At 60.6% G+C, this 24390-nt stretch carries 17 protein-coding genes; 6 read left to right on the top strand and 11 right to left on the bottom strand.

What is annotated here, in order from left to right:
* Positions 1-18 precede the first annotated feature (18 nt).
* The 3 genes from FBAL_RS08970 (at position 19) to FBAL_RS20260 (ending at position 3734) form a co-directional block, all read left to right on the top strand.
* Positions 19-1902: a DUF294 nucleotidyltransferase-like domain-containing protein gene (locus FBAL_RS08970; RefSeq protein ID WP_013345283.1), complete on the top strand. Its 1884-nt coding sequence runs from the start codon at positions 19-21 to the stop codon at positions 1900-1902.
* On the top strand, positions 1899-2648 hold the full coding sequence (locus FBAL_RS08965) for a 3'-5' exonuclease (RefSeq protein WP_013345282.1): 750 nt from the start codon (positions 1899-1901) through the stop codon (positions 2646-2648). Before FBAL_RS08970 ends, FBAL_RS08965 begins: the two co-directional genes overlap by 4 nt.
* A 144-nt stretch (positions 2649-2792) precedes the next feature.
* Positions 2793-3734: a universal stress protein gene (locus tag FBAL_RS20260; RefSeq protein WP_013345281.1), complete on the top strand. Its 942-nt coding sequence runs from the start codon at positions 2793-2795 to the stop codon at positions 3732-3734.
* Positions 3735-3811: 77 nt separating this feature from the next.
* On the opposite strand, the gene FBAL_RS08955 is transcribed toward FBAL_RS20260, so the two are convergent.
* From FBAL_RS08955 to FBAL_RS08935, 5 genes are all read right to left on the bottom strand, one after another.
* A complete protein-coding gene (locus FBAL_RS08955; RefSeq protein ID WP_013345280.1) occupies positions 3812-4690 on the bottom strand; it encodes a helix-turn-helix domain-containing protein in 879 nt (292 codons plus the stop codon).
* Between the two features lie 83 nt (positions 4691-4773).
* Positions 4774-6312 (bottom strand): Ig-like domain-containing protein, encoded by a 1539-nt coding sequence (locus FBAL_RS08950; protein ID WP_245544386.1) that lies wholly within the window; start codon positions 6310-6312, stop codon positions 4774-4776.
* A gap of 328 nt (positions 6313-6640) precedes the next feature.
* Complete coding sequence (locus FBAL_RS08945; RefSeq protein ID WP_013345278.1) at positions 6641-8668, bottom strand: S9 family peptidase; 2028 nt, start codon at positions 8666-8668, stop codon at positions 6641-6643.
* Between the two features lie 147 nt (positions 8669-8815).
* Positions 8816-10033, bottom strand: coding sequence for a cation:proton antiporter (locus FBAL_RS08940; protein WP_013345277.1), 1218 nt, complete (start codon positions 10031-10033; stop codon positions 8816-8818).
* 82 nt (positions 10034-10115) lie between these two features.
* Entirely contained in the window at positions 10116-11630 is a 1515-nt protein-coding gene (locus FBAL_RS08935; protein WP_013345276.1) for a fumarate hydratase, read from the bottom strand.
* A gap of 348 nt (positions 11631-11978) precedes the next feature.
* On the opposite strand from FBAL_RS08935, the gene FBAL_RS08930 reads away from it, so the two are divergent.
* The gene (locus tag FBAL_RS08930) at positions 11979-12398 is read left to right on the top strand and encodes a desulfoferrodoxin family protein (protein WP_013345275.1); all 420 of its coding nucleotides are present in this window, start codon (positions 11979-11981) and stop codon (positions 12396-12398) included.
* Between the two features lie 57 nt (positions 12399-12455).
* On the opposite strand, the gene FBAL_RS08925 is transcribed toward FBAL_RS08930, so the two are convergent.
* The 6 genes from FBAL_RS08925 to FBAL_RS08900 form a co-directional block, all read right to left on the bottom strand.
* Entirely contained in the window at positions 12456-14666 is a 2211-nt protein-coding gene (locus tag FBAL_RS08925; RefSeq protein WP_013345274.1) for a hypothetical protein, read from the bottom strand.
* Between the two features lie 298 nt (positions 14667-14964).
* Positions 14965-15174: a hypothetical protein gene (locus tag FBAL_RS08920; RefSeq protein WP_013345273.1), complete on the bottom strand. Its 210-nt coding sequence runs from the start codon at positions 15172-15174 to the stop codon at positions 14965-14967.
* Positions 15175-15222: 48 nt separating this feature from the next.
* Complete coding sequence (locus tag FBAL_RS08915; RefSeq protein ID WP_013345272.1) at positions 15223-16671, bottom strand: efflux transporter outer membrane subunit; 1449 nt, start codon at positions 16669-16671, stop codon at positions 15223-15225.
* Entirely contained in the window at positions 16668-19811 is a 3144-nt protein-coding gene (locus FBAL_RS08910; protein WP_013345271.1) for an efflux RND transporter permease subunit, read from the bottom strand. Before FBAL_RS08910 ends, FBAL_RS08915 begins: the two co-directional genes overlap by 4 nt.
* A gap of 9 nt (positions 19812-19820) precedes the next feature.
* Complete coding sequence (locus FBAL_RS08905; protein WP_013345270.1) at positions 19821-20957, bottom strand: efflux RND transporter periplasmic adaptor subunit; 1137 nt, start codon at positions 20955-20957, stop codon at positions 19821-19823.
* A gap of 67 nt (positions 20958-21024) precedes the next feature.
* The gene (locus tag FBAL_RS08900) at positions 21025-22305 is read right to left on the bottom strand and encodes an MFS transporter (RefSeq protein ID WP_041251242.1); all 1281 of its coding nucleotides are present in this window, start codon (positions 22303-22305) and stop codon (positions 21025-21027) included.
* A gap of 263 nt (positions 22306-22568) precedes the next feature.
* On the opposite strand from FBAL_RS08900, the gene FBAL_RS08895 reads away from it, so the two are divergent.
* Positions 22569-22988, top strand: a complete 420-nt coding sequence (locus tag FBAL_RS08895) for a rubrerythrin family protein (protein WP_013345268.1) — start codon at positions 22569-22571, stop codon at positions 22986-22988.
* A 57-nt stretch (positions 22989-23045) separates the two neighbouring features.
* Positions 23046-24386: a heterodisulfide reductase-related iron-sulfur binding cluster gene (locus tag FBAL_RS08890; RefSeq protein ID WP_013345267.1), complete on the top strand. Its 1341-nt coding sequence runs from the start codon at positions 23046-23048 to the stop codon at positions 24384-24386.
* The last annotated feature ends 4 nt before the right edge of the window (positions 24387-24390 follow it).

The following is a 24390-nucleotide window of genomic DNA, read 5'->3' as shown; positions in this document are numbered from 1 at the left end:
TACTTGCCGGAATCGAAGATGGAAGCCGAACAGCTGGAAGTACTCAACTTTATCTCTCAATACCCGCCCTTTGATGAGTTGCCGGAGGAGAAGCTCAAGGAGATTGCCCTCAACAGCGAGGTCGCCTATTACCGCGCTGACAGCATGATCCTCAACCAGGGCGACACCATCCGCGACCTCTACCTGATCCGCAGTGGCGTGGTTGAGATCTACCGGCGTGAAGGCGAACTCTACAACCGCCTGGACAGCGGTGCGGTGTTTGGCCAGAAAGGGCTGTTGATGAACAACAAGGTGCGGATGCCGGCCAAAGCGATCGAAGATACGCTGGTCTACTGCATTCCCGACGCCCTGTTCAAAGCGCTTTGCGATGAGTTTGATCAGTTTGCCGACTTTATGGAGTTGCAGGATGGCAGCCAGCTTCGCAACGCCATCTCCAATCAGGCCAAGGGCAATGACCTGACCACCGTCAAAGCCCGCAAACTGATCACCCGTGAACCGGTCACCGTCTGTCCGGACACCACCATCCAGGCCGCCGCCCAGTTGATGGAGGATGAGAGCGTCACCGCGCTGCTGGTGGTGCGTCACCTGGATGAGGGCGATGAGGAAGAAGCCGATACCCTGGTTGGTATCCTGACCGAGCACGACCTCTGTGTGCGGGTATTGGCCGCGGGTCTGAATGCCGCCGACACCACGGTGGCGGACGTGATGAGCACCGATGTGGTGTCGCTGGATTACAACACTTACGTGTTTGAGGCGATGCTGATGATGCTGCGTTATAACCTGCATCACCTGCCGATCCGCAAGGATAAGAAGGTTATCGGCATCATTGGCATGACCGACATCCTCCGCCATGAATCCCAGAACAGTCTGCTGCTGGTGAACTCCATCTTCACCTGCCACACCGTCGATGAGTTGCAGGCCGTCTCCAGGCAGGTGAAGGACTGCTTTGTCCGCATGGTGGATGAGGACGCCAACGCCCATATGGTGGGCAGCGCCATGTCGGTGATTGGCCGCAGCTTTAAACAGCGCCTGGCGGAGATCGCCGAGGAGGAGCTGGGTGAGCCGCCCATCCCCTACTGCCTGGTGGCCATGGGTTCCATGGCCCGGGATGAGCAGTTGATCGTGACCGATCAGGACAACGCGCTGATCCTCGATGACAGCTACGATGAGGTACTGCATGGCGACTACTTCCGACGCCTGGCCGACATCATCTGCGACGGCCTGAATGTCTGCGGCTACAGCTACTGCACCGGTGACATCATGGCGTCCAACCCACAATGGCGGATGACCCACACCCAGTGGGAGGAGTGCTTCGCCGAGTGGATCGATCACCCCAACCCGAAGACCCTGCTCAACTCCTCCATCTTCTTCGACATTGAGGGGGTGTATGGCCGGGTGAAATGGGCAGAGCAGTTGCAGAGCTTTGTGGTCCGCCGTGCCCGACGCAACAATCGCTTCCTCGCCTGCATGGCCCACAACGCCATCAACCGGACGCCGCCGCTGGGCTTTTTCAAAGATTTTGTGATGGAGCAGGATGGCCGCCATCGCAACTCCATCAACCTCAAGCGCCGGGGCACCGCTCCGCTGGCCGATCTGGTGCGGGTGCACGCCATGGCGGTGGGGTCGTTGGCGAAAAACTCGTTTGAGCGGCTGGACGACATCATCGAGGCCGGCATTCTGCCTAAGGGCCGGGCTCAGGATCTCCGTGATGCCATGGAGCTGATCTACATGGTGCGCATTCGCCACCAGGCGCTGGATATCGAGCACGGTGAGCAGCCGGATAACAGTGTGGAGCCTGAAAATATGTCTGACTTTGAGCGTCGTAACCTCAAGGCCGCGTTTCAGATCCTCAGCAACGCGCAGAGCTTTATTAAGTTCCGCTATCAGAGGAGCCATTCATGATCTTCCTGCTGCGAGCCGCCCCGGGAAATCAGGCCCTGCTCGACACCAGTGATACGCCAAACTGGCCTGAGCACTTTGTGGAATTGGCCAATAGCGCAAAGGATGCCCGGCTCAAGCGGTTCTACCAGACGCTGCCGGTTGGCCCGGACACCCCGGTCAGCCAGGTGCCGTTCGTCGCCCTGGATTTTGAAACGACCGGGATGAATCCGGATCAGGATGCCATCATCAGCATCGGTCTGGTGCCCTTTACCCAACAGCGCATCCAGTGCAAGGGCTCCGCCCATTGGATCGTCAATCCAAACCGCCCTCTGAATGAGGAATCGGTGGTGATCCACGGCATCACCCACTCGGACCTGGAGCAAGCGCCCGATCTGGAGGTGGTACTGGACCAGGTGCTGGATGCGCTGGCCGGCAAGATCGTGGTGGTGCACTACAAGCAGATCGAGCGCGAGTTTTTGGACCGGGCGCTGCGTGCCCGGCTGGGGGAAGGGATCCGGTTCCCGGTGGTGGACACTCTGGATATCGAGGCCGCCATCCAGCACCGCGCCTGTCAGGGTTGGTTTAACCGACTTCGGGGCAAGAAGCCGGACTCGGTCCGCTTGGGGCGTGCCCGTGAGCGCTATGGCCTGCCCGCCTATCAGCCCCACCACGCCCTCACCGATGCCCTGGCCACCGCCGAACTGTTGCAGGCGCAACTGGCCTGGCACTTCTCACCGGACACCACCTTGGGTGAGATCTGGCAGTAGCATTTCAGCGGTACCAACCGCACGCAAAACGGCGCCCTGTGGCGCCGTTTTGCATTCGCCACAGGTCACCCCACAGAACCCCGGATGGTTGCATAAGCTAAAGGGAGAAGGCGTTTACTCAAATCTGGAACTCTGGAGGCGACCATGCGTAATGAAACCATCCTGATCCCGCTCGCGCCCGGACAACCGATGGCCGCGGTAATGACCCCCCTGCTCAGCTACGCCGAACAATCCCAGGCCAGAGTGATCTTGCTGACGGTGGTGGAAAGCCTGGATATGGTGTGCCGGGCTGAGTTTACCCCGCTGGAGATCCTGGAGCGCACCATCGACGAGCAAAAGGTGCAACTCGACCAGATGGCTGAGGCGCTGGTCAAGCAGCATCCTGACCTCTCGATAACCACGGCAGTGGCCAGCGGCAAGCCCTTTATTGAGATCGTCAAATACGCCGCCAAAGCACAGTGCGACCTGATCGGCATTGATGCGCGCCGTGGCCACAAGGAAACCTCCTGCCAGTACGGCAGTACCACCCGACACCTGATGCGCAAATCGGCGATTCCGATCTGGTCACTTCAGCCCCAGCCCGAACACCAGGTGCGCCGGGTCGCGGCGTCGGTGGATGTGGCCAGCGGCGAGCCGGAAACTCACCGCCTGAACGAACGCATACTCCAGCGCGCTGCCGCCATGGCACAACGGATGGACGCTGAGTTGCTGCTCTGTCATGCCTGGCGACTGGATGCCGAGGGCTACCTGCGTACCTGGGCGCGCTGGAGCGACACGGAGATCGCCAAAGCCGCCCAAAGCGAGCGTCAGCATCGACTGGAGCGGCTGGAGGCGTTAGTCGCCTCCTCCGGCGTTCCGGCCGACAAGGTACGCATCGAGCTGCTGGAGGGCGGCACCGAAACGGTGATCCCTGAGTTGGTGGAGCGGGAAGGCATTGACCAGGTGGTGATGGGCACCCTGTGCCGCAGCGGCATCGCCGGTTTTGTTATCGGCAACACCGCTGAGCGCCTGCTCGATGCCCTGCACTGCTCGGTGGTGACACTGAAGCCCGATGGCTTCCGCTCGCCGGTGCTGGACCAGGCGTAAACCAACCTTCGCTTACAGGCAGAACGACAACCAAGCACTTAAGGGCTGACCGCGTTGGTCAATCCTGAGTGGGATCACTATTGGCAGGCGGCCCGATAGTTCGCCGGAGTCACGTTGTTGTGGCGCTTGAAGTAGCGGACAAAGTTGGTGATGTCATCAAATCCCATCTCGAAGGCGATGGACTGGATACAGTCGCTGTTCATCCGAAGCTTGCGGGTGATCTCCAGGTTCAGTCGAAAATCGATGATCTGCTTGGCGGTACGACCGCTGCAGCGCTTACACAGTTGGTTCAAGGATTTGTAGCTCAGGTGCATCTTACCGGCGTACACCGTGGCATCGCGGCTCTGATGAAACCCGTTTTCCACCAGGTTAAGAAATTCAGTAAAGCGCCGTCGGCACAGGTCATCCGCCGCGGGACGCTGCAGGCTGCGCTGACGGGACAATTTGAGTACCAGCGCCGCAAACAGCAACTCAACGATGGTGGTGTCCTGGTCAGCTTCGGCAATGGCGACAATCAACTGCTCCAGCAGGCCATGACAGTTTTGGCTGTCACTGGGTGCCATCTGCAGCACCGGCGAGCACATCAGGCTCAGGTGAAACGGCACAAAGTAGGAGTTGCGAATGTTGGCCGCACAGGCGGAAAAAAAGGCTGGGGTGATCACCACCAGTTTGCCCTGGGGGCTGTCGTTACGGTCAAAGGCGTGGTGCTGATCGCGGTTGATAAAGATCAGGCTGCCATCCTGATAGGGGTGCGACACCCCATCAACCCAATGGGAGCCACGGCCACGATCGATGCAGATAAAGCAGAAATAGTCGACCCGGTGGGGCTGGAATGGGTCATCACAATGGGCGCTGGGTTCGCGGTAGATCTGGCCGAGATCGATCACTTCAATGCCAGGGGCCGCACACCCGACGGTGGCCGGCTTTGCGGTGGGTTTGATTACTCGTTCGGTCATAGTGTCGGAGTGTATCGTTTGAAACTCAGGGAGAGAATGCTCAATACCAGGTGCCGGCCATCCGGCACCTGGTTAACCGGGGCTTAGTTGTGGATCCGCCCTACCCGTTCCGCCACTTCGTCGTAGTTGTCGGCGTGGCATCCCTTACAGGATTGGTCAGCACGCAGCCACGGCTGACGGTACTTACCATCCGCAGAGGAGTGGTAAGGACTGTCTGACGGCTCCGACAGGTCAATCTTGAACAGGTGGGAGTTGATCGGCATATGACAGTCGGTGCATTCCGCCGCGGCTTCGTGGATGGCGCCCGCGCCATCAGCAAAGCCCACATCGGGGTGGCAGTCCTGACAGGTTTTGGTCAGCGCGTCGCCATGGCCCGGCTTATCCTGGAAGTTGGTGGACAAGTGCGGGTTGTGACACTCGGTGCAATGGAACAGACGTTTGGCACCGGTGGCTTTGCCGGTATCCGGATCAATGCCCAGCAGCGCATCCCCCGCGTTCCGGCCCATCTCAAAGTAATCCGCAACGTAACCACCAATGGTATCGCCACCGAAGTCGGCATCATAGCTGGTCATGTAGTCCGGATAGTGACGCTCACCGGCTTTGGTGTGGCACTCGCCACAAGCGACCGGCTCACCATAGGCCATGTTCATGGCGGTCAGATCGGCACGCAGGCGGCCTTTGGCGATCAGGGTGATGTTGTCCTTGGTCGGGCTCTTGGCGTGGTCACTGCCCGCGCCGTGGCAGGCTTCACACTGCACGCCGGTCAGGGCAAAGGTGCCCTCCATGCCAATCAGGTCATCCTGGCGGTGCTCATTACGATCGTCGCCGGGCTCGGAGGTGTAGTCGCGCCAGCCGGTGTTGTGGCAGGTACCACAGTTGTAGGGCTTGCTGTCGGTGCCGGCACCCGGCGCAAACGGCACGGCACGATCCGGCGTCAGGGTTTCACCCTTGGGCAACACGTCGAACATCGCCTTGGTGCCGTTGATCATGTAGCCGTTGGTGTCGAGCAGAATCGCCTGACGCTGGTAGCCCCCCAGCACATAGCTGATGTCGGCCCAGCTTTCCGGCTTACCGGTGCTGTTTTCCACCCCTTCATAGAGATCCAGTGCCCCTTTCAGCGTGGTAAAGGGGAACTCCGGGCGCTGGCCATTTTCCACCTTGGTGAACTTGTAGTTGTGGCCGGTCTCCTTAAAGGAGGCCTTGTCCTGGTGGCAGCGCAGACAGGTATCGGTGCCTACATACTCCTGCACACTGGCTTTCACCTCAACATCCAGCAAACCCAGAGCCTCAGCACCGCGAGCGTCACGAATGGTGTATTCCACCCGGGCGGAACCGTACGCTTCGGCGCTGTACCAGAGTTGACCGTCCTTGATGCTGACCTCACCAATGCCCTGCACCACAGTGGCGTCGGCCAGGCTCAGTTCGTCCCCATCCGGGTCCGTCGCTTCCGCCAGCACGTCGATCGCGGTGTTTTCCCCAATCACCGCAATCGCGGATACCGTAACGGTCATCGGCGGGCGGTTCTCTTCACTGGGGCCACCATCGTCACTGTCGCTGCCGCACCCGGCCAATGCGGCCAGCAACGCGCTGGCACACAGCGTTAAGGCACCCCGTTGGGTCATTATTGTCTTCATCATCATTCCTCTGCATTTGTTATTGGTGTTGCACAGAGAAACGTAATGAAGCGGCCCGGCTGCCGGTAGGTCATTCCGGCTCGCCCTATGGTCGTTTGCGCACCAGTACGAAAAATCGTGAGCTGAGTCATCCGGTGCCAGCGAAGCGGGTTTTGGTGCACAATTGGCCTTCAATTTGCGGTGTCTTGCTGCCCTCCTCTTGGTTCAGGCTTGCGGGTTTCACCGGCTTCTTACGATAGCCAGACGCTTTTTCAATTGCTGGCGTTACGACATAAAAAACGGCGCCTTTCGGCGCCGTTTTTCGACCAGTTCACCCTTACTCAGCGGTGTACTTCTTCATCCAGCCCAGGGTGTGCTCATACCACTGCACCAGGTTGTCCGGGTTCAGGATCCAGTGGTTCTCGTCCGGGAACATCAGCAGCTCGGACTCGATGCCCTTGCGCTGCAGCACGGTGAAGGCCGCCAGGCCCTGCTCCAGCGGAACGCGGTAATCCAGCGCGCCGTGGATCACCAGCATCGGGGTTTGCCAGTTGTCGATGTGGTTAACCGGGTTGAACTGCTCATATCGCTCGGTTTGCTCCCAGTAGGTGCCGCCGAACTCGTACTCGGGGAACCACAGCTCCTCGGTCACCATGTAGAAGCTGCGCATGTCGAACAGACCCGCGTGGTTCACCAGGCACTTAAAGCCGTCGCTCCAGTTGCCGGCGATCCAGTTCATCATGTAGCCGCCGTAGGAACCCCCGGCCGCACAGGCGTTGTTCACATCCAGCCAGGGCTGCTGTTTGCCCACGGCTGCGAGGCCCTTCTGCAGGTCTTCCAGCGGCTTGCCGCCCCAGTCCTTGGAGATGGAGTGGGTAAACTCGGTGCCGTAACCGGTGGAGCCGTGGAAGTCGACCATCACCACACCAAAGCCGGCGCCGGCCCAGAGTTGGGCGTTCCAGCGACCGTGCCAACGGTTACCAAAGCTGCCCTGGGGGCCGCCGTGTACCAGGAAGGCCACCGGGTACTTCTCACCCTCCTGATAGCCCACCGGCTTAATCCAGTAGCCGTGAACGGTTTCGTTGTTCCAGCCTTTGAAGGTGAACTGTTCGTAGTCGCCGAACGCCACATCCTTCAGCTTGTCCTGGTTGATCTGGGTCAGGCGGGTCTGGTTGCGACCGCCTTCGTCCATCAGGTACAGGTCGGTAGGCTCATGCAGGGTGTTGCGGGTGTACAGCACCTTGCCACCGGCGGCGGCCTGCAGGCTGTTGCTGCCTTCGTTCACCAGGGTGATGCGGTCACCGAAGCGGGTGTCCATGGCGTAGATGGAGACCTGGCCCAGGTCCTGAGTGGTCACGAACAGGGTGTTGCTGTCATCACCAAACGCAATGGAGCCGGCGCTGCGATCCCAGCCCGGCGCCAGCTCTTTGACTTCGCCGGAGCGCAGGTCTTTGAGCATGACGCGGAAACGATCCGCCTCGTAGCCCGGGATGCTCATCGCCATCCAGGCCATAAACTGGCCGTCCGCGGAGAAGGTCGGGTGGCTGTCCCAGGCCGGGTTATCGGCGGTCAGGTTGACGGCATCGCCGCCGGCAACCGGCACCTGCCACAGGTCGTAATTGGTGTGCCAGGACTGGTCGCGGCCCGGCGCTTTGGCGGCGTACACCACGTGTTTGCCATCCGGGGTGAAGCTCACCTCTTCCAGACCGGAGAACGGCAGCGGCGGCACTTCGGTGTCCAGCCCGGCGGTCACGTCCACCGGCTCGGACAGGGTGTCGCCGTCCAGCTTGGCCACAAACAGGTGGTTACGCAGGCCATCGGTCCAGGTGTCCCAGTGGCGGTACATCAGGCCGGTGTAGTGCTGGCCGGTGGTTTTCTGTTCCGCTTTGGCTTCCGCCTTTTCGGCGCTGCAGGCCAGGGTGTCACAGGCCGGATCAACACGAAGTTGCAGCACCACCTGCTGGCCGGCGTTATCGAACTTAAAGCCATCGACGTTCAGCGGCAGATCGGAGACCTGACGCGCTTCACCGCCAGCCAGCGGCAGGTACCACAACTGGGTGGTGCCGGAGCGGGCGGCGAGGAAGTAGATGCCCTTGCCATCGGCGGCAAACGCGACGGAGTGTTCGGTGCCTTTATCAAAGGTCAGGCGTTGTGCCTCACCGCCCACCACCTGGCGATACAGGTCGGACTGGCTGTGGTCACCGTCGACGGTTTTAATGGCGTACACCACGGTGCTGCCATCGGGAGACAGCGCCGCAGAGTGCACTTTATTCAGGTCGTTCAGGTGTTGAACGGTGAAGGGTTCGGCAGCGAACGCACTGCCCAGAGGTAGCGCCAGGCCCAGCGCAGCAATCCATTGTTTCATTGTTATTGTGTCCCATCTTGATGGCGGCTGGCGGGATTTTCCGCCCGATACAACACCGCTAGGGTATTGAGCCCCCATACTTTTCCACGCTTGCAACCGATGTGCAACCTCGGTGCTACAGCATTTTCCGGTGGCGCTGTCAGCCTGTCATACCGACTTCAGATGCCGCTGCAGCAACGGTGCGAAGGTGGTGCCCTGCACCAGCAACGAGAACAACACCACGGCAAACACCATGGATTGCACCGTCCACCACCCCGGCAGCGCCACCGGCAGTGACAGCACCAGGGCAATGGCAATGGCTCCGCGCAGCCCGCCCCAACTCAGCAACAGCGACCAGCCACGAGGCAGCGGACGGCCACTGAGGGTCAGAATGCCCTGGCACAGATACACGGAGGCAAAGCGGGCGAACACCGCGGCGCCGATGGCCAGTGCCATCGCCCAGTAGCGTTCAATAAACATGTCGAAGGTGATCACCAGCCCCATCAGGCAGAAGATCAGCAGATTGAACAGCAGCCCGAACCACTCCAGGCCATCGCTCAATCGGGGTATCGCTTTCGATTCGGCCCGGGCCAGTCCGGCCCGGCACACCAGCGCGGCGCTCGCCGCGGCCATAATGCCGGAAACGTGGAACCAGTGCTCCGCCACAAAGAAGCTGCCAAAGGCCAGCAGCAACAGGGTGATCATCGCCAGGTCCTCCCGCAGCAGGTAGCGGATAAGCCCCTGAGCCAGCCAGCCCAGCGCGGCGCCAATCAGAATGCCGCCAAAGAACACCACAGCGAATTCCAGCACTACCCCAAGCACGCTGGGGTCGGCCATCTCCTGTTGGACGATGCCCATCACCAGCGCAAACAACACCACCGCGGTGGCGTCATTCAGCAAACTCTCCGCTTCAAACAGCGTGGCCAGATCTTTGGGCGCGTGCAGCCGATTCAGGGTGGCCACCACCGCCACCGGATCCGTAGCCGACAGAATCGCCCCGGTCAGCGCCGCCATCGCCAGCGGCATGCCGGTTGGGTGGCCAATGGCCCACCAGATCACCAGGGCACAGATGGCGCCGGTCAGCACCACCCCCACGGTGGCGAGAAACAGCGCCTTGCCTGCCCATAGGCGTAGCATCGAGGGGGGCAATGACCAGGCGGCATGGAAGATCAAAATCGGCAGAAACAGATAAAACACCTGGTCCTGCACATACTCCGCCCGCAACCCCACATCCCAGCCCATGGTGGTGATCAGCAAGCCCGCCCCTACCCCACTGGCCAGACACGCCAGGGTGATCTCCAGACCGGTCAGCCGGTTCAGCAGCGCACCGGCCATCACCATTGAGACAAAGGCCAGCACCTGGCCCAGCAGCGTGAGGGTTTCCATGGCGTCTCCGTGTCGGTTTGCCAGATGACAGTATTGTTCAGGACACAAAAAAGGCCCCGTATCTCGGGGCCTTCGGTCAGGTTTATTCGCTCAGTTCGGCGATTTGGCCACGCCAGTAGGCGGGGCCACTTTCATGCACGTTGTTGCCGGTGGAGTCCACCGCAACGGTCACCGGCATGTCGACCACGTCAAACTCGTAGATCGCTTCCATGCCCAGGTCTTCAAACGCCACCACGCGGGAGTGTTTGATCGCCTTGGCCACCAGGTAGGCGGCGCCGCCTACGGCCATCAGGTAGACGGACTTGTGGTCGGCGATGCTCTGCACCGTGGCCGGGCCACGCTCCGCTTTACCAATCATCCCCATCAGGCCGGTTTCCGACAGCATCTGCTCGGTAAACTTGTCCATGCGGGTGGCGGTTGTCGGACCCGCCGGGCCCACCACTTCGTCACCCACGGCATCCACCGGGCCAACGTAGTAGATGAAGCGACCGTTAAAGTCGACGCCCTCTGGCAGGCCCGCGCCGGAATCCAGCAGGTCCTTAATGCGCTTATGGGCCGCATCGCGACCGGTCAGGATCTTGCCGTTCAGCAGCAACACGTCGCCCGCTTTCCAGCTCTCCTGCTCTTCCTTGGTGATGGTGTCGAGGAACACGCGTTTGACGTTGTCGCCCGCTTCCTGAGTCACTTCCGGCCAATCTTCCAGTTTCGGGATCGGCAGCTCTGCCGGGCCGGTGCCATCGAGATGGAAGTGAACGTGACGGGTGGCGGCGCAGTTGGGGATCATCACTACCGGCTTAGAAGCGGCGTGGGTCGGTGCACTCTTGATCTTAACGTCCAGCACGGTGGTCAGGCCGCCCAGGCCCTGGGCACCGATGCCCAGTTTGTTGGCGCGCTCAAAGATCTCCAGGCGCAGTTTCTCTTCGGTGGTTTCGGCGCCGCGGGCTTTCAGCTCATGGATGTCGATGTGCTCCATCAACGCTTCCTTGGCCATCACTGCCGCCTTTTCGGCGGTGCCGCCAATGCCGATGCCCAGCATGCCCGGGGGACACCAGCCGGCGCCCATGGTGGGCAAGGTTTTCTCAACCCACTCGGCAATGTCGTCGGAGGGGTTCAGCATCACCATCTTGGATTTGTTTTCAGAACCGCCGCCCTTGGCCGCAATCGCCACCTCAACGGTATCGCCGGGCACCATCTCGATGTGCACCACCGCCGGGGCGTTGTCCTTGGTGTTCTTACGGGCACCGGCCGGGTCGGCCACAATGGAGGCCCGCAGCGGGTTGTCCGGGTTGGAGTACGCCTGGCGCACACCCTCATCCACCATCTCCTGCACCGTCATGTCGCTGTCCCACTGCACCTGCATACCGATTTTGACAAAACAGGTCACGATGCCGGTGTCCTGGCACAGCGGGCGGTGGCCCTGCGCGCTCATGCGGCTGTTGATCAGGATCTGCGCCATGGCGTCCTTGGCCGCCGGATTGATCTCCTTGGCGTGGGCCTCGGTTAAGGCGTCGATGAAGTCTTTGGGGTGGTAGTAGGAGATGTATTGCAAAGCATCCGCTACTGAGCTCACAAAATGCGCTTTCTGGATCACGGCCATTATGTACTCCACGGGCGTCCCGCCCTTTTTTGCTATGCCAGTGTTTTTGTAGGGTTTTGGAAGTGGCGACTATGATAGCGCCGTGAGCCTGATGGGGCCAGAGTTTGATCCCCGTCACGCACCGCATCCGTGGCCCGTATTTCCGATAGCCATAAACGGTGCTGGGCACCGGCTGGGGCCAGGTGGCGTGCAATGGCTAACAGGATGACGTCGGGCCGAACGATTGGCCCAGCAAAGTCCAACCCCGTCACTGTTCACAAAATGGACAACCCGGACTCCATGTGCCACCAATAGATAGGAGCAAATTCGGGCACTTTCAGCCCACACAGTGAGCAATGGAGACCTACTATGCAACGACGTGAACTGATCCGACTGGGCCTGGTCGGCGCGGCAGCGACTCTGGTGGCACCGCGTCAGGTGCTGGCAGGCGTTGAGGGTTCACCCATGGCCGGTGGTGTTTATTACACCCAGGACGCCCCGGGACGCTGGAGCAAAAAAGTGGCGGGCCACCTGCCGGTGATCGAAGTGGATAAAGGGGCCGGTAAGGTCAAGGTGATCACCGGTCACGAGATGAAGGGTTACGAGCATTACATCGTCAAACACACCCTGCTGGACGGTAACTTCCAGTTTATTGAAGAGCGGCTGTTTGACCCGATGAAAGACGCCGCCCCCATTACCGAATTCGCCCTGACCGATTACAGCGGCCCCATCTACGCCCTGAGCATGTGCAACCTGCACGACGTTTGGCTCAATATGGCGGAGGTATAAGCCTCAAACAAAAAACCACCTGCTTCGGCAGGTGGTTTTTTTCGTCGCCTAGCCTTTTCAGTCGCGGGGTAAGGTCAGGCTTTCGGTGGTCATCGGCGCCGGGTTGTAGCTGCAGCTTTCAAACCAGGGCAGACTGCACGCCGACTCACTGCGCTGATACATCTCGTCGTACCGGGACAGGTCCAGCGGGGCCAGCACATTGATGCGCGGAAGGATAAATACCCCTTCGAAGTTCAGCTCCGGGGTGTCGTAGTAATCCCACCGCATGTAAGAACGCTCCAGCACCAGGTGACGGCCGTCCGACAGTGTCCGGATGGCGGTCCAGTTGCGCTTACGATCCATCATCACACTGCCGTAATCCCGCTCGCCCTGGTATGAGAACTCATGGGCGCCCTCTTTCTGCCAGGTCCAGTTAAACAGGTTCTCTGCGTAGAAGTAGTAGTCGCCCGGCACCCACTCACTGTCACCGTCGATCCACTGATCCGGGTACACCCGGTACATGGTGCCGTCTTCTTGCATCAGGTAGCCCCAGATAGCAGACGCCGGATCCAGCAGTCCGTCCTCAGATACCGAAGCCTGCCAGGTGTTGATCCAGGCATTGAGAACGAAGGGACGGGGCTGCACCAGGTCCTGCTCCAGCGTGCTGGTGGCCTGGTCAAACTGGGCAATCCAGCTGATGTCACTGTCCCGGATGGTCCCCTGGTTGGTGAGCACCGCCGCGCTGAGCAAACCGTCCACTTCGGCATAGGGCAGTATGGTGACACTCCAGCCACTCTCGGTATCCACCGACAATACGCCATCAGCAAAGCGCCACTCCCCTAACGCACTGCCTTGGGCGTCCAGCACATCGCCATCTTCGGTCAGCGTCACCTGTTGCGCCACCGAATACTCCCAGGCGACCTCATCGTAGAGGCCCTTAATGCTGGCAGGTAACGGCAGCGCCCAGCTACCGGTCGGAGCCGTTTGCCAAACGCTCGCCACATCGCCCGGCAGGTGCCAGCTATGGGTAGTTTGTTGGCTTTCGGTGTAGTACGGCAGGGTGCCGGACCACTCAATCCCCATCTCGTCCAGCACGATCAGCACCTTGCTTTCCCTTACCATGGCGATGGTGTTTACCGCACCATCGGACAAGCGGATGAGGCTATCGCGCAGGTATTGACGCTGAGTGGGCAGCATTTTCACCTCTTCGAAAGATTCGAAGACCGCGGGCACAACGGATTCCCCCCAACGCTCGGCCACCTCTTCACGGGACAACTCTTCAAACTGCAGCAATCCCAGCGCGTCGTCGTCATAGCTCAGCACCACCTGCCCCTGCGCCGTAACCTGCCAATCAGCAGACAGGTTGTCGCGCATCATGTAACCGCTGGCATTCGGATTTTGCACTTCAGCACGACCATCCTGGTAAAACTGAATCAGGGTGCCTGACCCTGCCACCCAACCGGGGGCCGGCGTTGCGGTGACCACATGGAGACCGACCAACTCATCGGCACTGAAAGCACGGGTGACCGCCTGATCATTCAGCGTTTCTGTGGTTGCCTCCGCCAATGCGGCGGCAAAGGAAGCCGACCACTGCCCGGATTCGTCCATCAGCCCGTTCGCCAGCAGGTAATCCTCAATGGCTTGTTCCACACTCTGGCCATTTTCGGGTGTCAGCAGCTCCAGAATGGTGCCCTGCTCCGGTGTGAACTCCGGGTTATCCGCCAGCACCTTGATCAGCGCGGCCAGCTCAAGCAGTTCCGCACTTTCAATTTGTGCTTCCGCCTCCGCCAGCGCGGCGTCATCACTCAGTGATACCCCGGTATCCTGAGCCAACAGATGAAGGGCGGTGCTGATCTGAGTAATCGAGGTGCGGGAGGATTCGGACGGTTCCAGCACGCCGTTGTCGCCAGCCTGTGCCTGAATTGCTTTGAATGAGCCCAGTTGGCTGATCAGGCGAATGTGGTCCTGACTGCCCTCGCCGGTGGCGGTGATCACCACCATCTCATCGTCACCCAGGCTGCCCGCCTCATACTCAAACGCCAGCTGATAGATGCCGCTGTCATCGGCCTGTACGGAGTAGACCTGACCACCAATCTGCACTTCAACGGCGGCGTTGGCCACTGGCGCGTCGGTGGCAATGCCAACAATCGCAAAGTTGAGTAGCTCCGGCGGTGGCGGCAATACCGGGCCCGGACCTTGGTTTGTGTTGTCGTTGCTGTCGCTGCTGCCACCGCAGCCAACCAGCACTGAGGAAGCCATCATGGCCAGTGCGAGAGGGGTGAGACGCATCCCTGTTCTCCTGATCGGTTTTTGGAGTATTGCTGAGCGCCGGGCGTTACTTCCTGATTCAACCCGCACCCGTTCAGCGGCTCATATGAGCATAATTTTTAGGCAATATCCATTGGTGACTTGGTTTCATTGCAGGCATTAGCGAAGCGTCAATGCTTCGCGAGCTAACAGAGGCGGGGCACGGAACGAATTGACACAGCCCTTTGATTTAATGGCCATTGGTGACAATCCAGTCGGCGCACAGATTGAGCGAAGCTTATGGCGGGTGGATCAAAAAGCCCCCATCCGGGGGCTTTCGTCAGGCTTGGCGATAGTGTCCGTTACGCCAGCATTCCGGCAGATTTTCGCCGGAGGGGAACACCAGATTTTCCTTGTTGCAGATCTCCGGATCAGGCAGATCCTGACCGCACTGGAATTGCACCATCACGGCGTCAGAAAATGGGTTAACCAGTGCCGAAGTGTCCATGACTTCAACCAGATCACCCGATTGGGTGTCTCGCAACAGCATAAGCATCACCTCCCAAAACTCAGTCGCCTCTAAAGTGTAGACAATGGCTTACTGGGTTTGTGCCCCTTCGTCAGGCTCATCCCCTTCGGTGGACGCGGTGGTCTCTGTGGTACTGACCCAACCGCCGCCCATCGCCTTAAACAGTGCCACCAGGTTGGCCTGCTGAGTCAGTCTGAGGCTGATCAGGTCCTGCTCCGCCTGGTAATAGTTACGCTGTGAATCCAGCACCGAGAAGAAGTTGTCGACCCCTTGGCGGAAGCGCAGATCGGACAGCTCATAGCTGTCCCGATACGCCGCCACCAACTGCTGCTGGGCGAGGAACTGGTCGTACAGATTCCGCCGTGCCGCCAGCGCATCCGCCACCTCCTGGAACGCCAGCTGAATGGTCTGCTCATACTGGGCCAGCGCGATTTCCCGGTCCGCCTTGGCCACTTCGAGATTGCCGCGCAGCTCGCCCCAGTGGAAGATCGGCATGGTCAGGCTCGGCGTGAAGTTCCAGCTGCGGGCATCGCCGCTGAACAGGTCATCCAGATCGCCACTGAGGAAACCCGCCGTGGCGGTCAGCGAGATGTTGGGGAAAAACGTCGCCCGGGCGGCGCCAATGTTGGCGTTGGCCGCCATCAGCGAATGCTCGGCGGAGCGAATGTCCGGACGCTGCATCAACATCGCCGACGGCATCCCGACCTCCACCGGCCCCAACGCGATTTCTCGGCTGCCGTCCGGCAGCAGAATGGGGTCGTAACCGGTGCCCACCAGAACCGCCAGGGCATTGATGTCGGCGGCCACCCGGTTGGTGAAATTGGCCACGTCCACCTGGGCGATCGCCACAGTCACCTGCGCCTGCGCCACATCGAGTCCGGTGGCCACACCGTTATCGAAACTCTGCTGGGTCAGGGACAGGGAAGCGCTCTGGGTCTCCAGCGTTTCCCTGGCCAGATTGAGCAGAGCCCGATCTGCCGCCAGGGTCAGATAGGCGGTGATCACCTGACTGACCAGCGCGATATGGGTATTGCGTCGCGCTTCCTCAGTAGCGAGGTAGTTCTGTAGCGCCTGCTCCTCAAGGCTGGCCAGGCGGCCCCAGAAGTCGATCTCATACCCTGTCATGCCCAGATCAACGCTGTATTGGCGCTGCACCGTGCTGGCTCCGCCGGTCACCGCTTCACCGAGACGCTGGTTGCTGCCCTGAGCACCCAGGTCAATGTTGGGAAACTTCTCCGAGCGCTGAACCCCATACAGAGCCTCTGCCCGGCGCAGGGTCTGGATGGCAATGCGCAGGTCGCGGTTATTCTCCAACGACCGTTCAATCAATACCTGCAAGCGTGGGTCCAGCACAAACTGTCGCCAATCCTCGATGGCGCTGTTGCCCAGATCGGACTCTCCGGCACTGATGGGCCACAACTCGTCCACCGGCGATGGCGGCGTTTCATAATCCGGCGCCATGCTGCATCCGCTGGCCAGCCCGGCAGCCACCAGGGCGGCGATAATGGGTCGTTTCATACCGCGCCCTCCTGTGCTGGTGCCTCCGGAGCCGGTGGCGACGTTTGCTTGCGATGCGCCAGTCGGCTGACAAAGACGAAGAACAGCGGTACGAAGAACACCCCAAGGAAGGTGGCGGTAATCACCCCACCAATCACCCCGGTGCCCACCGCGTTCTGGGCTCCGGAACCGGCACCGCTGGAGAGGGCCAGGGGCAACACCCCGAAACCAAACGCCAGCGAGGTCATCAGGATGGGACGCAGACGCACCCGCGCCGCATGCAGCGCCGCTTCAACCATGTCGGCGCCCTCCTCGTAATACTGCTTGGCGAACTCCACGATCATGATGGCGTTCTTGGCCGACAGCCCTACGGTGGTCAACAGCCCCACCTGGAAGTAGACGTCGTTATCCAGTCCGCGCAGGCCCGTGGCAATCACCGCCCCAAGCACCCCAAGCGGCACCACCAGGATCACCGAAAACGGCACACTCCAGCTTTCATACAGGGCCGCCAGACACAGAAAGACAATCAGGATGGAAAGCACGTACAACGCGCCCGCCTGGCCACCGGCCTCACGCTCCTCGTACGACAACCCGGTCCAGGCCACATTGAGGTTATTGGGCAGTTGCGACACCAACTGCTCCATGGTGGTCATCGCCACCCCGGTACTGATGCCGGCTTTCGGCTGGCCCTGGATCTGCATCGCCGACACGCCATTGAAGCGCTCAAGTCGTGGTGATCCGAACTCCCAGCGTGTGCTGGTGATCGCCTTCAGCGGCACCATCTCGCCCTGGTTGTTGCGCACATACCAAAAGTCGATATCGGATGGCACCATCCGATACTGGGCGTCCGACTGCACATACACCTGTTTCACCCGGCCACGGTCGATAAAGTCGTTGACGTAAGCGCTGCCGAACGACGTGGTGAGGGTATTGTTGATGTCGTTGATGCTGACCCCAAGCGCCTCCGCCTTGAGCTGGTCAATCTCGATCACAAACTGGGGTGTGTCGTCCAGGCCGTTGGGGCGCACATTCATCAGGTTGGGGTTTTGCATCGCCATACCGAGCAACTGGTTACGCCCCTGCATCAGGGCATCATGGCCCAGACCCGTGCGATCCTGCAGGTACATGTCAAAACCGGTGGCCGTCCCCAGCTCAATGATGGCCGGTGGCGCAAACACAAACACCATCGCCTCCTTGATCTGACTGAACGCCCGCTGGGCCCGTCCCATCACCGCCCAGACCGAGCTCTCCTCGGTGGTGCGCTCCTTAAAGGGCACCATGTTCATAAACAGGATACCGGCGTTGGCGCCACGCCCGGCGAAACTGAAGCCCGCCACGGAGAAGACTGACGCCACCGCCTCGGTTTCATTGGTAAGGAAGTAATCCTCTGCCTGTTTCAGCACATCCACGGTTTGCGCCTGAGTGGAGCCGGTAGGCAACATCACCATGCCGATCATCACGCCCTGGTCCTCGTCGGGCAGGAAGCTGGTGGGCAGGCGGGTCATCAGGTAACCGGCCACCGCCGCCAGCGCGACGAAAATCAGCATCAACCGCCCCATTCGCCGGATAAAGCCATCGACATGACCGACATAACCATTGGTGGCGCGATCAAAGGTGCGGTTAAACCAGCCAAAGAACCCTTTGTCACTGCCGCTGCCATGCCCCTGTTTCATCAGCTGAACACAGAGGGTTGGTGTCAGGATCAGCGCCACCAGCACCGACAGCGCCACCGCCGTCACGATGGTGATGGAGAACTGTCGGTAGATGATGCCGGTGGTGCCACCAAAAAACGCCATCGGCACAAACACCGCCGACAGCACCATGCCGATCCCCACCAAGGCACCGGACAGCTGTTTCATCGATTTTCGGGTGGCTTCCAGAGGGGGCAGGCCCTCCTCCTCCATCACCCGCTCGACCCCTTCCACCACGACGATTGCGTCGTCCACCAGCAGGCCGATGGCCAGCACCATGGCGAACATGGTCAGGGTGTTGATGCTGTAGCCCAGTGCCATCAGCACCGCCATGGTCCCCAGCACCACCACGGGGATGGCGATGGTGGGGATCAGTGTGGCCCGGAAGCTCTGCAGGAACAGGAACATCACCAGGAACACCAGCACCACCGCTTCCAGCAGGGTATGGACCACGTTCTCAATGGAGAGCTTCACAAAGGGGGTGGTGTCATAGGGCACCTGCATCTCCACACCCGGTGGAAACAGGTTTCGCAACTCAGCGATGCGGTCATTCACCGCGTTCATGGTGTCCAAAGCGTTGGCGCCGGTGGCCAGTGAAATCCCCATCCCACTGGCGGGCTGGCCGTTGTAGCGGGCAATGGTGCTGTAGTTGGCCGCCCCCAGCTCGACCCGGGCCACATCGCGGATCCGCACTTCGGAGCCGTCCTCTTCGACCTTCAGCAGGATCCCTTCAAACTCTTCCGGCGTGCGCAACAGAGAGCGTGCGGTGATGGTGGCATTCAGTTGCTGCCCCTCCACCACCGGGGTGGCACCCAATTGCCCGGCGGAGACCTGGGTGTTTTGTTCGGCAATGGCGGCGGTCACGTCACTGGGGTTGAGGCCGTAGCTTTCCAGCCGATTCGGGTCGAGCCAGATCCGCATGGCGTATTCGGCCCCAAACAGCTGCACCGACCCGACCCCGGGCACCCGGCTGATGGGGTCTTCCAGATTACTGGCAACAAAGTCGGACAGATCCGTGTCGGTCATACTGCCATCGGTGGAGTAGAACGCCATCACCATCAGGAAAGTGTCACTGGATTTCTCCACCACCACCCCCTGCCGCTGCACCACTTCCGGCAGTTTGGCGGTGGCCCCGGACACCTTATTCTGCACCTGCACCTGAGCGATGTCCGGGTCGGTACCGGCTTCAAAGGTCAGGGTGATGATGCTGTTACCGAAGGAGTCGGATTCCGAGGAGATGTAACGCAGGCCGTCGAGACCGGTGAGCTCCTGCTCAATCACCTGAGTGACGGTTTCCTCCGCCGTCTTGGCGGACGCACCGGGATAGAATGCCGTGACCTGAATGGCCGGAGGCGCGATGTTCGGGTATTGCGCTACCGGCAGTTGCACCAGCGAAAGGATGCCCGCCAGCATCGCCAGAATGGCCAGCACCCAGGCAAAAACGGGGCGGTCAATAAAGAAGTTGGCCATGCTGTCCCCCTAGCCCTGCTGCTTCTGGTCCAGCTCCCGGACAGTGCCTACCGGCACTCCGGGACGAACAAACTGCAGCCCTTCCAGTATCACCTTGTCGCCGGCTTTCAGGCCGCTCCGGATCAACCAGTTCTGACCCACCATCTGTTCCGCATCGACCACCCGCTGCGCCACCTTATCGTCCTCGACCACCATCACGGTTGCCTCGCCTTTGGCATTACGGGTCACCCCTCGGGCAGGCACCAGCAGACCATTAGGCACAATCCCCTTTACCATTTCGGCACGAACAAACATGCCGGGCAGCAGGACGTTATCGGGATTGGGGAAGGTGGTACGAATGGTGAAAGTGCCAGTGCCGGTATCCACGTTGATGTCGGCAAACTGGAACACGCCCTCCTGGTCATAGAGGTCGTTGTCGTCAAAGTAGAGTCTGACCTTGGCGGAATCCTGCCGCACCAACTCGCCGCTGGCCCACTGTCGCCGGATTCGGTTCAGCGCCCGACTGGATTCGGTCACATCAACAAACATGGGGTCAAACTGCTGCACCGTCACCAACGGGTCACCCTGATTGGCGGTCACCAGCGCCCCAACCGTCACGGTGGAGCGGCCGGCCAGGCCGGTAATCGGGGCGTAGACCTTGGTGTAATCGAGGTTGATTTCGGCGCTGGTCACCGCCGCCCGGGCAGTGGCCACATCGGCCTGGGCCTGCTGGTAGTTCGCCAGCGCGTCATCGTAGTCCTGTTGCGACACGGCACGCGCTGCCACCAGAGTCTCATAGCGGTCGGCCCGGTTTTTTGCCGTTTTCACATTCGCGGCCGCTTTCGACAGATCCGCCTGAGCGCGGTTGAGATCCGCGATATAGGGCGCCGGGTCAATCAGGTAGAGCTGCTGCCCCTCCTGCACCATCGACCCTTCGGTAAAGTTGCGTTCCAACACAATGCCGGAGATCTGAGGGCGCACTTCGGCCTCAAGCGACGCTTTGGTTCGCCCGGCCAACTGAACCGACAGAGTGACGGGTTGGGCCTGAAGAGTAATTACCCCAACTTCAGCGGCGGGTGGCGGCCCCTGCTGGGGCGCTTCTCCCCCACAGGCCGCCAGACTGCCGACCAGTAGGCCAGCCCACAACCGGTAACGCCATGCGTTCATGCCCTGCTCCCTGTTCCATCAACCCGAGTCAGAACAAAAATTAGCAGAGGCAACGGGGTTTTGCGTTTCAGTTGCCCGAAGTTGCAGGCCGGTGACCGGCGGTCACCATCCCCTGTTCGATGGGGACTTTTAGCACCAGCGCAGCCCCGAGCACAAAGAAGCCGAGAATCACCAGCAAACCCTGCTGCAGAGAGAACAGATCCGCCACCAACGCAAAGGAGAGGCTGCCCAGAATCGTCGCCAGCCGCCCAAACAGCCCCCAGAAGCCAAACATCATGGCGCTGTACTGGTTGGGCGTCAGCAGACCGACAATGGTGCGACTGGCACTCTGAGTGGAGCCCAGCCCCGACCCGGCCAACAGCGCGCACACGGTAAAGACGCGGTTTTCACTGACCCCCAGCCATTGCGACAGCGGGGTCAGGCCGTAGATCGACAATACCCCCATGATCCACCACAACAGGGTGAGAAAGATGGTGGCTTTGGGCCCAATCCGGCTCTCCAGCAGGCCAAACGCCAGCGCGCCGATAAAGGCGGACACCTGCAGGGCCAGAAAGATGGTGGTTTTCTCTGCGGCGGTCAGGGTCAGGCGGGCATCGACAAAGATGCCAAAGAACTTGATGACAATGGCCATCCCGGCGGAATAGAGGGTAAACACCAGGAAGAACCGCCACAGCGCCGGCAGAGCGCGGGCCAGCTGCCAGCAGTGGCTCAGGCGCTGCCAGGTATGCTGCCAGACCTGGCCAAAGCCCACATCCCGGCGCACCGGGTCACGGTCTTTCAGCCACAACATGGTGGGCACCGACACCACCACAAAATAGGCGGCCACCGCCAGCATCGCTTGTTGATTCTGCTGGATGTAGAGGGAAAGGTCGCTTTCGGCACTGCTGGTGATCACCCCAAACAGCACCATCACCAGACTCAGAAGGCCGCCCAGGTAGCCCACGCCCCAGCCGATGCCGGAGATCAGCCCCATGGTTTTCGGGGTCGCCAGGTCCGTCAGGAAGCTGGCGCAAAACACCTCCGACAGCATCCACGCCACATTACTGATGGTAAGAAGCAGGATCGCCCAGCCGATGGCACCGGGACCGACAAAGAACAGCCCAGCCGTGGCCAGCGCACACACCAGCATATTGCCCAGCAAAAAGGCTTTTTTGCCGCCCCGCAGGTCACACAGGGTGCCGAGTAGCGGGGCCAATACCATGGTCAGCAGATTTGAGACCACCATGGCCAGGCCCCAATAGCTGTTGCCCCAATCCGAGTCCGCCGGCACCAGGTGATGCACAAAGAAGGCGCTGTAGACGATGGTGATCACCACGGTGGTGTACGCCGAGTTGGCCACGTCGAACATGGCCCAGCCAAAAATCTCACGCTTAGTGACGGGGGTTCCACCCCTGGGCTCTGACAAAAGTAATCCCTGCGTTATCCGTACTTTGGTCAGCTTACACCAACAAGATGGCAATCTGGCGACGACAATTTTCTGGTCGTCGCCAATCCGATCAATCGATCGTGCCGATTAGGTCACTGAGGAAATCCTATCGGTGTCGGCTAAATCACTGACTACCCTTGATCCTGTGTGCAGCAATCGAACGCGTACGCGTCACAGGAGACCCCATGTCACTGAAAGGATCCAAGACTGAGCAAAATCTGAAGGACGCCTTCTCCGGCGAATCTCAGGCCAATCGACGTTACCTCTACTTTGCCGCCAAGGCCGATGTTGAGGGCTACAACGACGTTGCCGCCGTGTTCCGCTCCACCGCCGAAGGTGAAACCGGACACGCCCACGGCCATCTGGAATATCTCGAAGCGGTGGGTGACCCCGCCACCGGGCTGCCGATTGGTGGTACCGAATCCAATCTAAAGGCCGCCATTGCCGGCGAAACCCACGAGTACACCGACATGTACCCGGGCATGGCCAAAACCGCCCGCGACGAAGGGTTCGACGAGATCGCGGATTGGTTTGAAACCCTCGCCAAAGCGGAGCGTTCCCACGCCAACCGCTTCCAGAAAGCGCTGGACAATCTGGACAGCTGATACCGCCGGGGCGACGGAGTGAGCCCGTCGCCCCGCCGATTGCGATAAGGAGGCGCCATGTCCCGCAAAGAAGGCAGTCTCGAAGCCCCTACCCGACACCCCATCGACTGGCAAAACCCCGACTACTACGACCACGACAAGCTGATGGCCGAACTGGAGCGGGTGTACGACGTCTGCCACGGTTGTCGCCGTTGCGTCAGCTTGTGCCAGTCCTTCCCCACGCTGTTTGACCTGGTGGACGAGTCCGACACCATGGAGGTGGATGGGGTGGATAAGGCGGATTACATCAAGGTGGTGGACCACTGCTACCTCTGCGACCTCTGCTTTATGACCAAATGCCCCTACGTGCCCCCGCACGAGTGGGCCATCGATTTCCCCCACCTGATGCTGCAGGCCAAAGCGCAGAAGTTCGAGCGCGATGGCGCCCGCTTGCGGGATCGGGTGCTCACCAATACCGACGCCATGGGCAAGTTCGCCTCGACACCCGGGGTGTCGCAACTGATGAATGGTGTCGGCAACACCAACGTGTTCCGGGTCACGCTGGAGAAGACCCTGGGCGTGCACCGCGACGCCCCTCTGCCCCATTACCAGCGCCCAACTCTGGAGCAGCGGGCGCAAACGCAGGTGCAAACCATTCCCGCCACCGCAGTCGGAGAGACCAGCGGCAAAGTGGCGCTGTTTGCCACCTGTTTTGCCAACTACACCCAGTCGGACCTGGCCGACGACTTTATGAAGGTGTTCCAGCACAACGACATCCATATCGAGCCGGCGTTCGACCTGCTCTGCTGCGGCATGCCCAAGCTGGAACTGGGGGACCTGAACAGCGTCGACCGGATGCGCAAACACAACATCCCCCGGCTGGCCGAACTGGTGCGCCAGGGTTATGACCTGATCGCCCCCATCCCCTCCTGTGTGCTGATGTTCAAGCAGGAGTTACCGCTGATGTTCCCCGATGACGACGAGGTGGCGCTGGTGCAGCGGGCGTTTTTTGATCCGTTCGAATACCTCTGGCTGCGTCACAAAGGGGGGCAGCTGAAAACCGAGTTTCAGGGAACGCTGGGCAAGGTCAGCTATCAACCGGCCTGTCACCAGCGGGTGCAGAACTTTGGCCCGCGCACCCGTGATGTGCTGGCGCTGGTGCCGGATACCGAGATCACCACCATTGAGCGCTGCTCCGGCCACGATGGCACCTATGCGGTCAAGCTGGAAACCCGGGAACATGCCCTGAAAATCGCCCGACCGGTGGTGCGCCAGGTGGATCAGGCCGGGCCGGACCACCACATCAGCGACTGCCCGATGGCCGCCAGCCACATCGGTGAACAACGGAAACTGGCGGACGGCAAAGCCAGCCATGCCCCCCACCCCATCAGCCTGCTGCGGCAGGCGTACGGACTGTAGGAGA

The sequence above is a fragment of the Ferrimonas balearica DSM 9799 genome (assembly GCF_000148645.1).
Lineage (GTDB): Bacteria > Pseudomonadota > Gammaproteobacteria > Enterobacterales > Shewanellaceae > Ferrimonas > Ferrimonas balearica.
The sequence above is the reverse complement of the archived record's forward strand: the minus strand, read 5'-3'. Positions and strand labels throughout refer to the sequence as shown.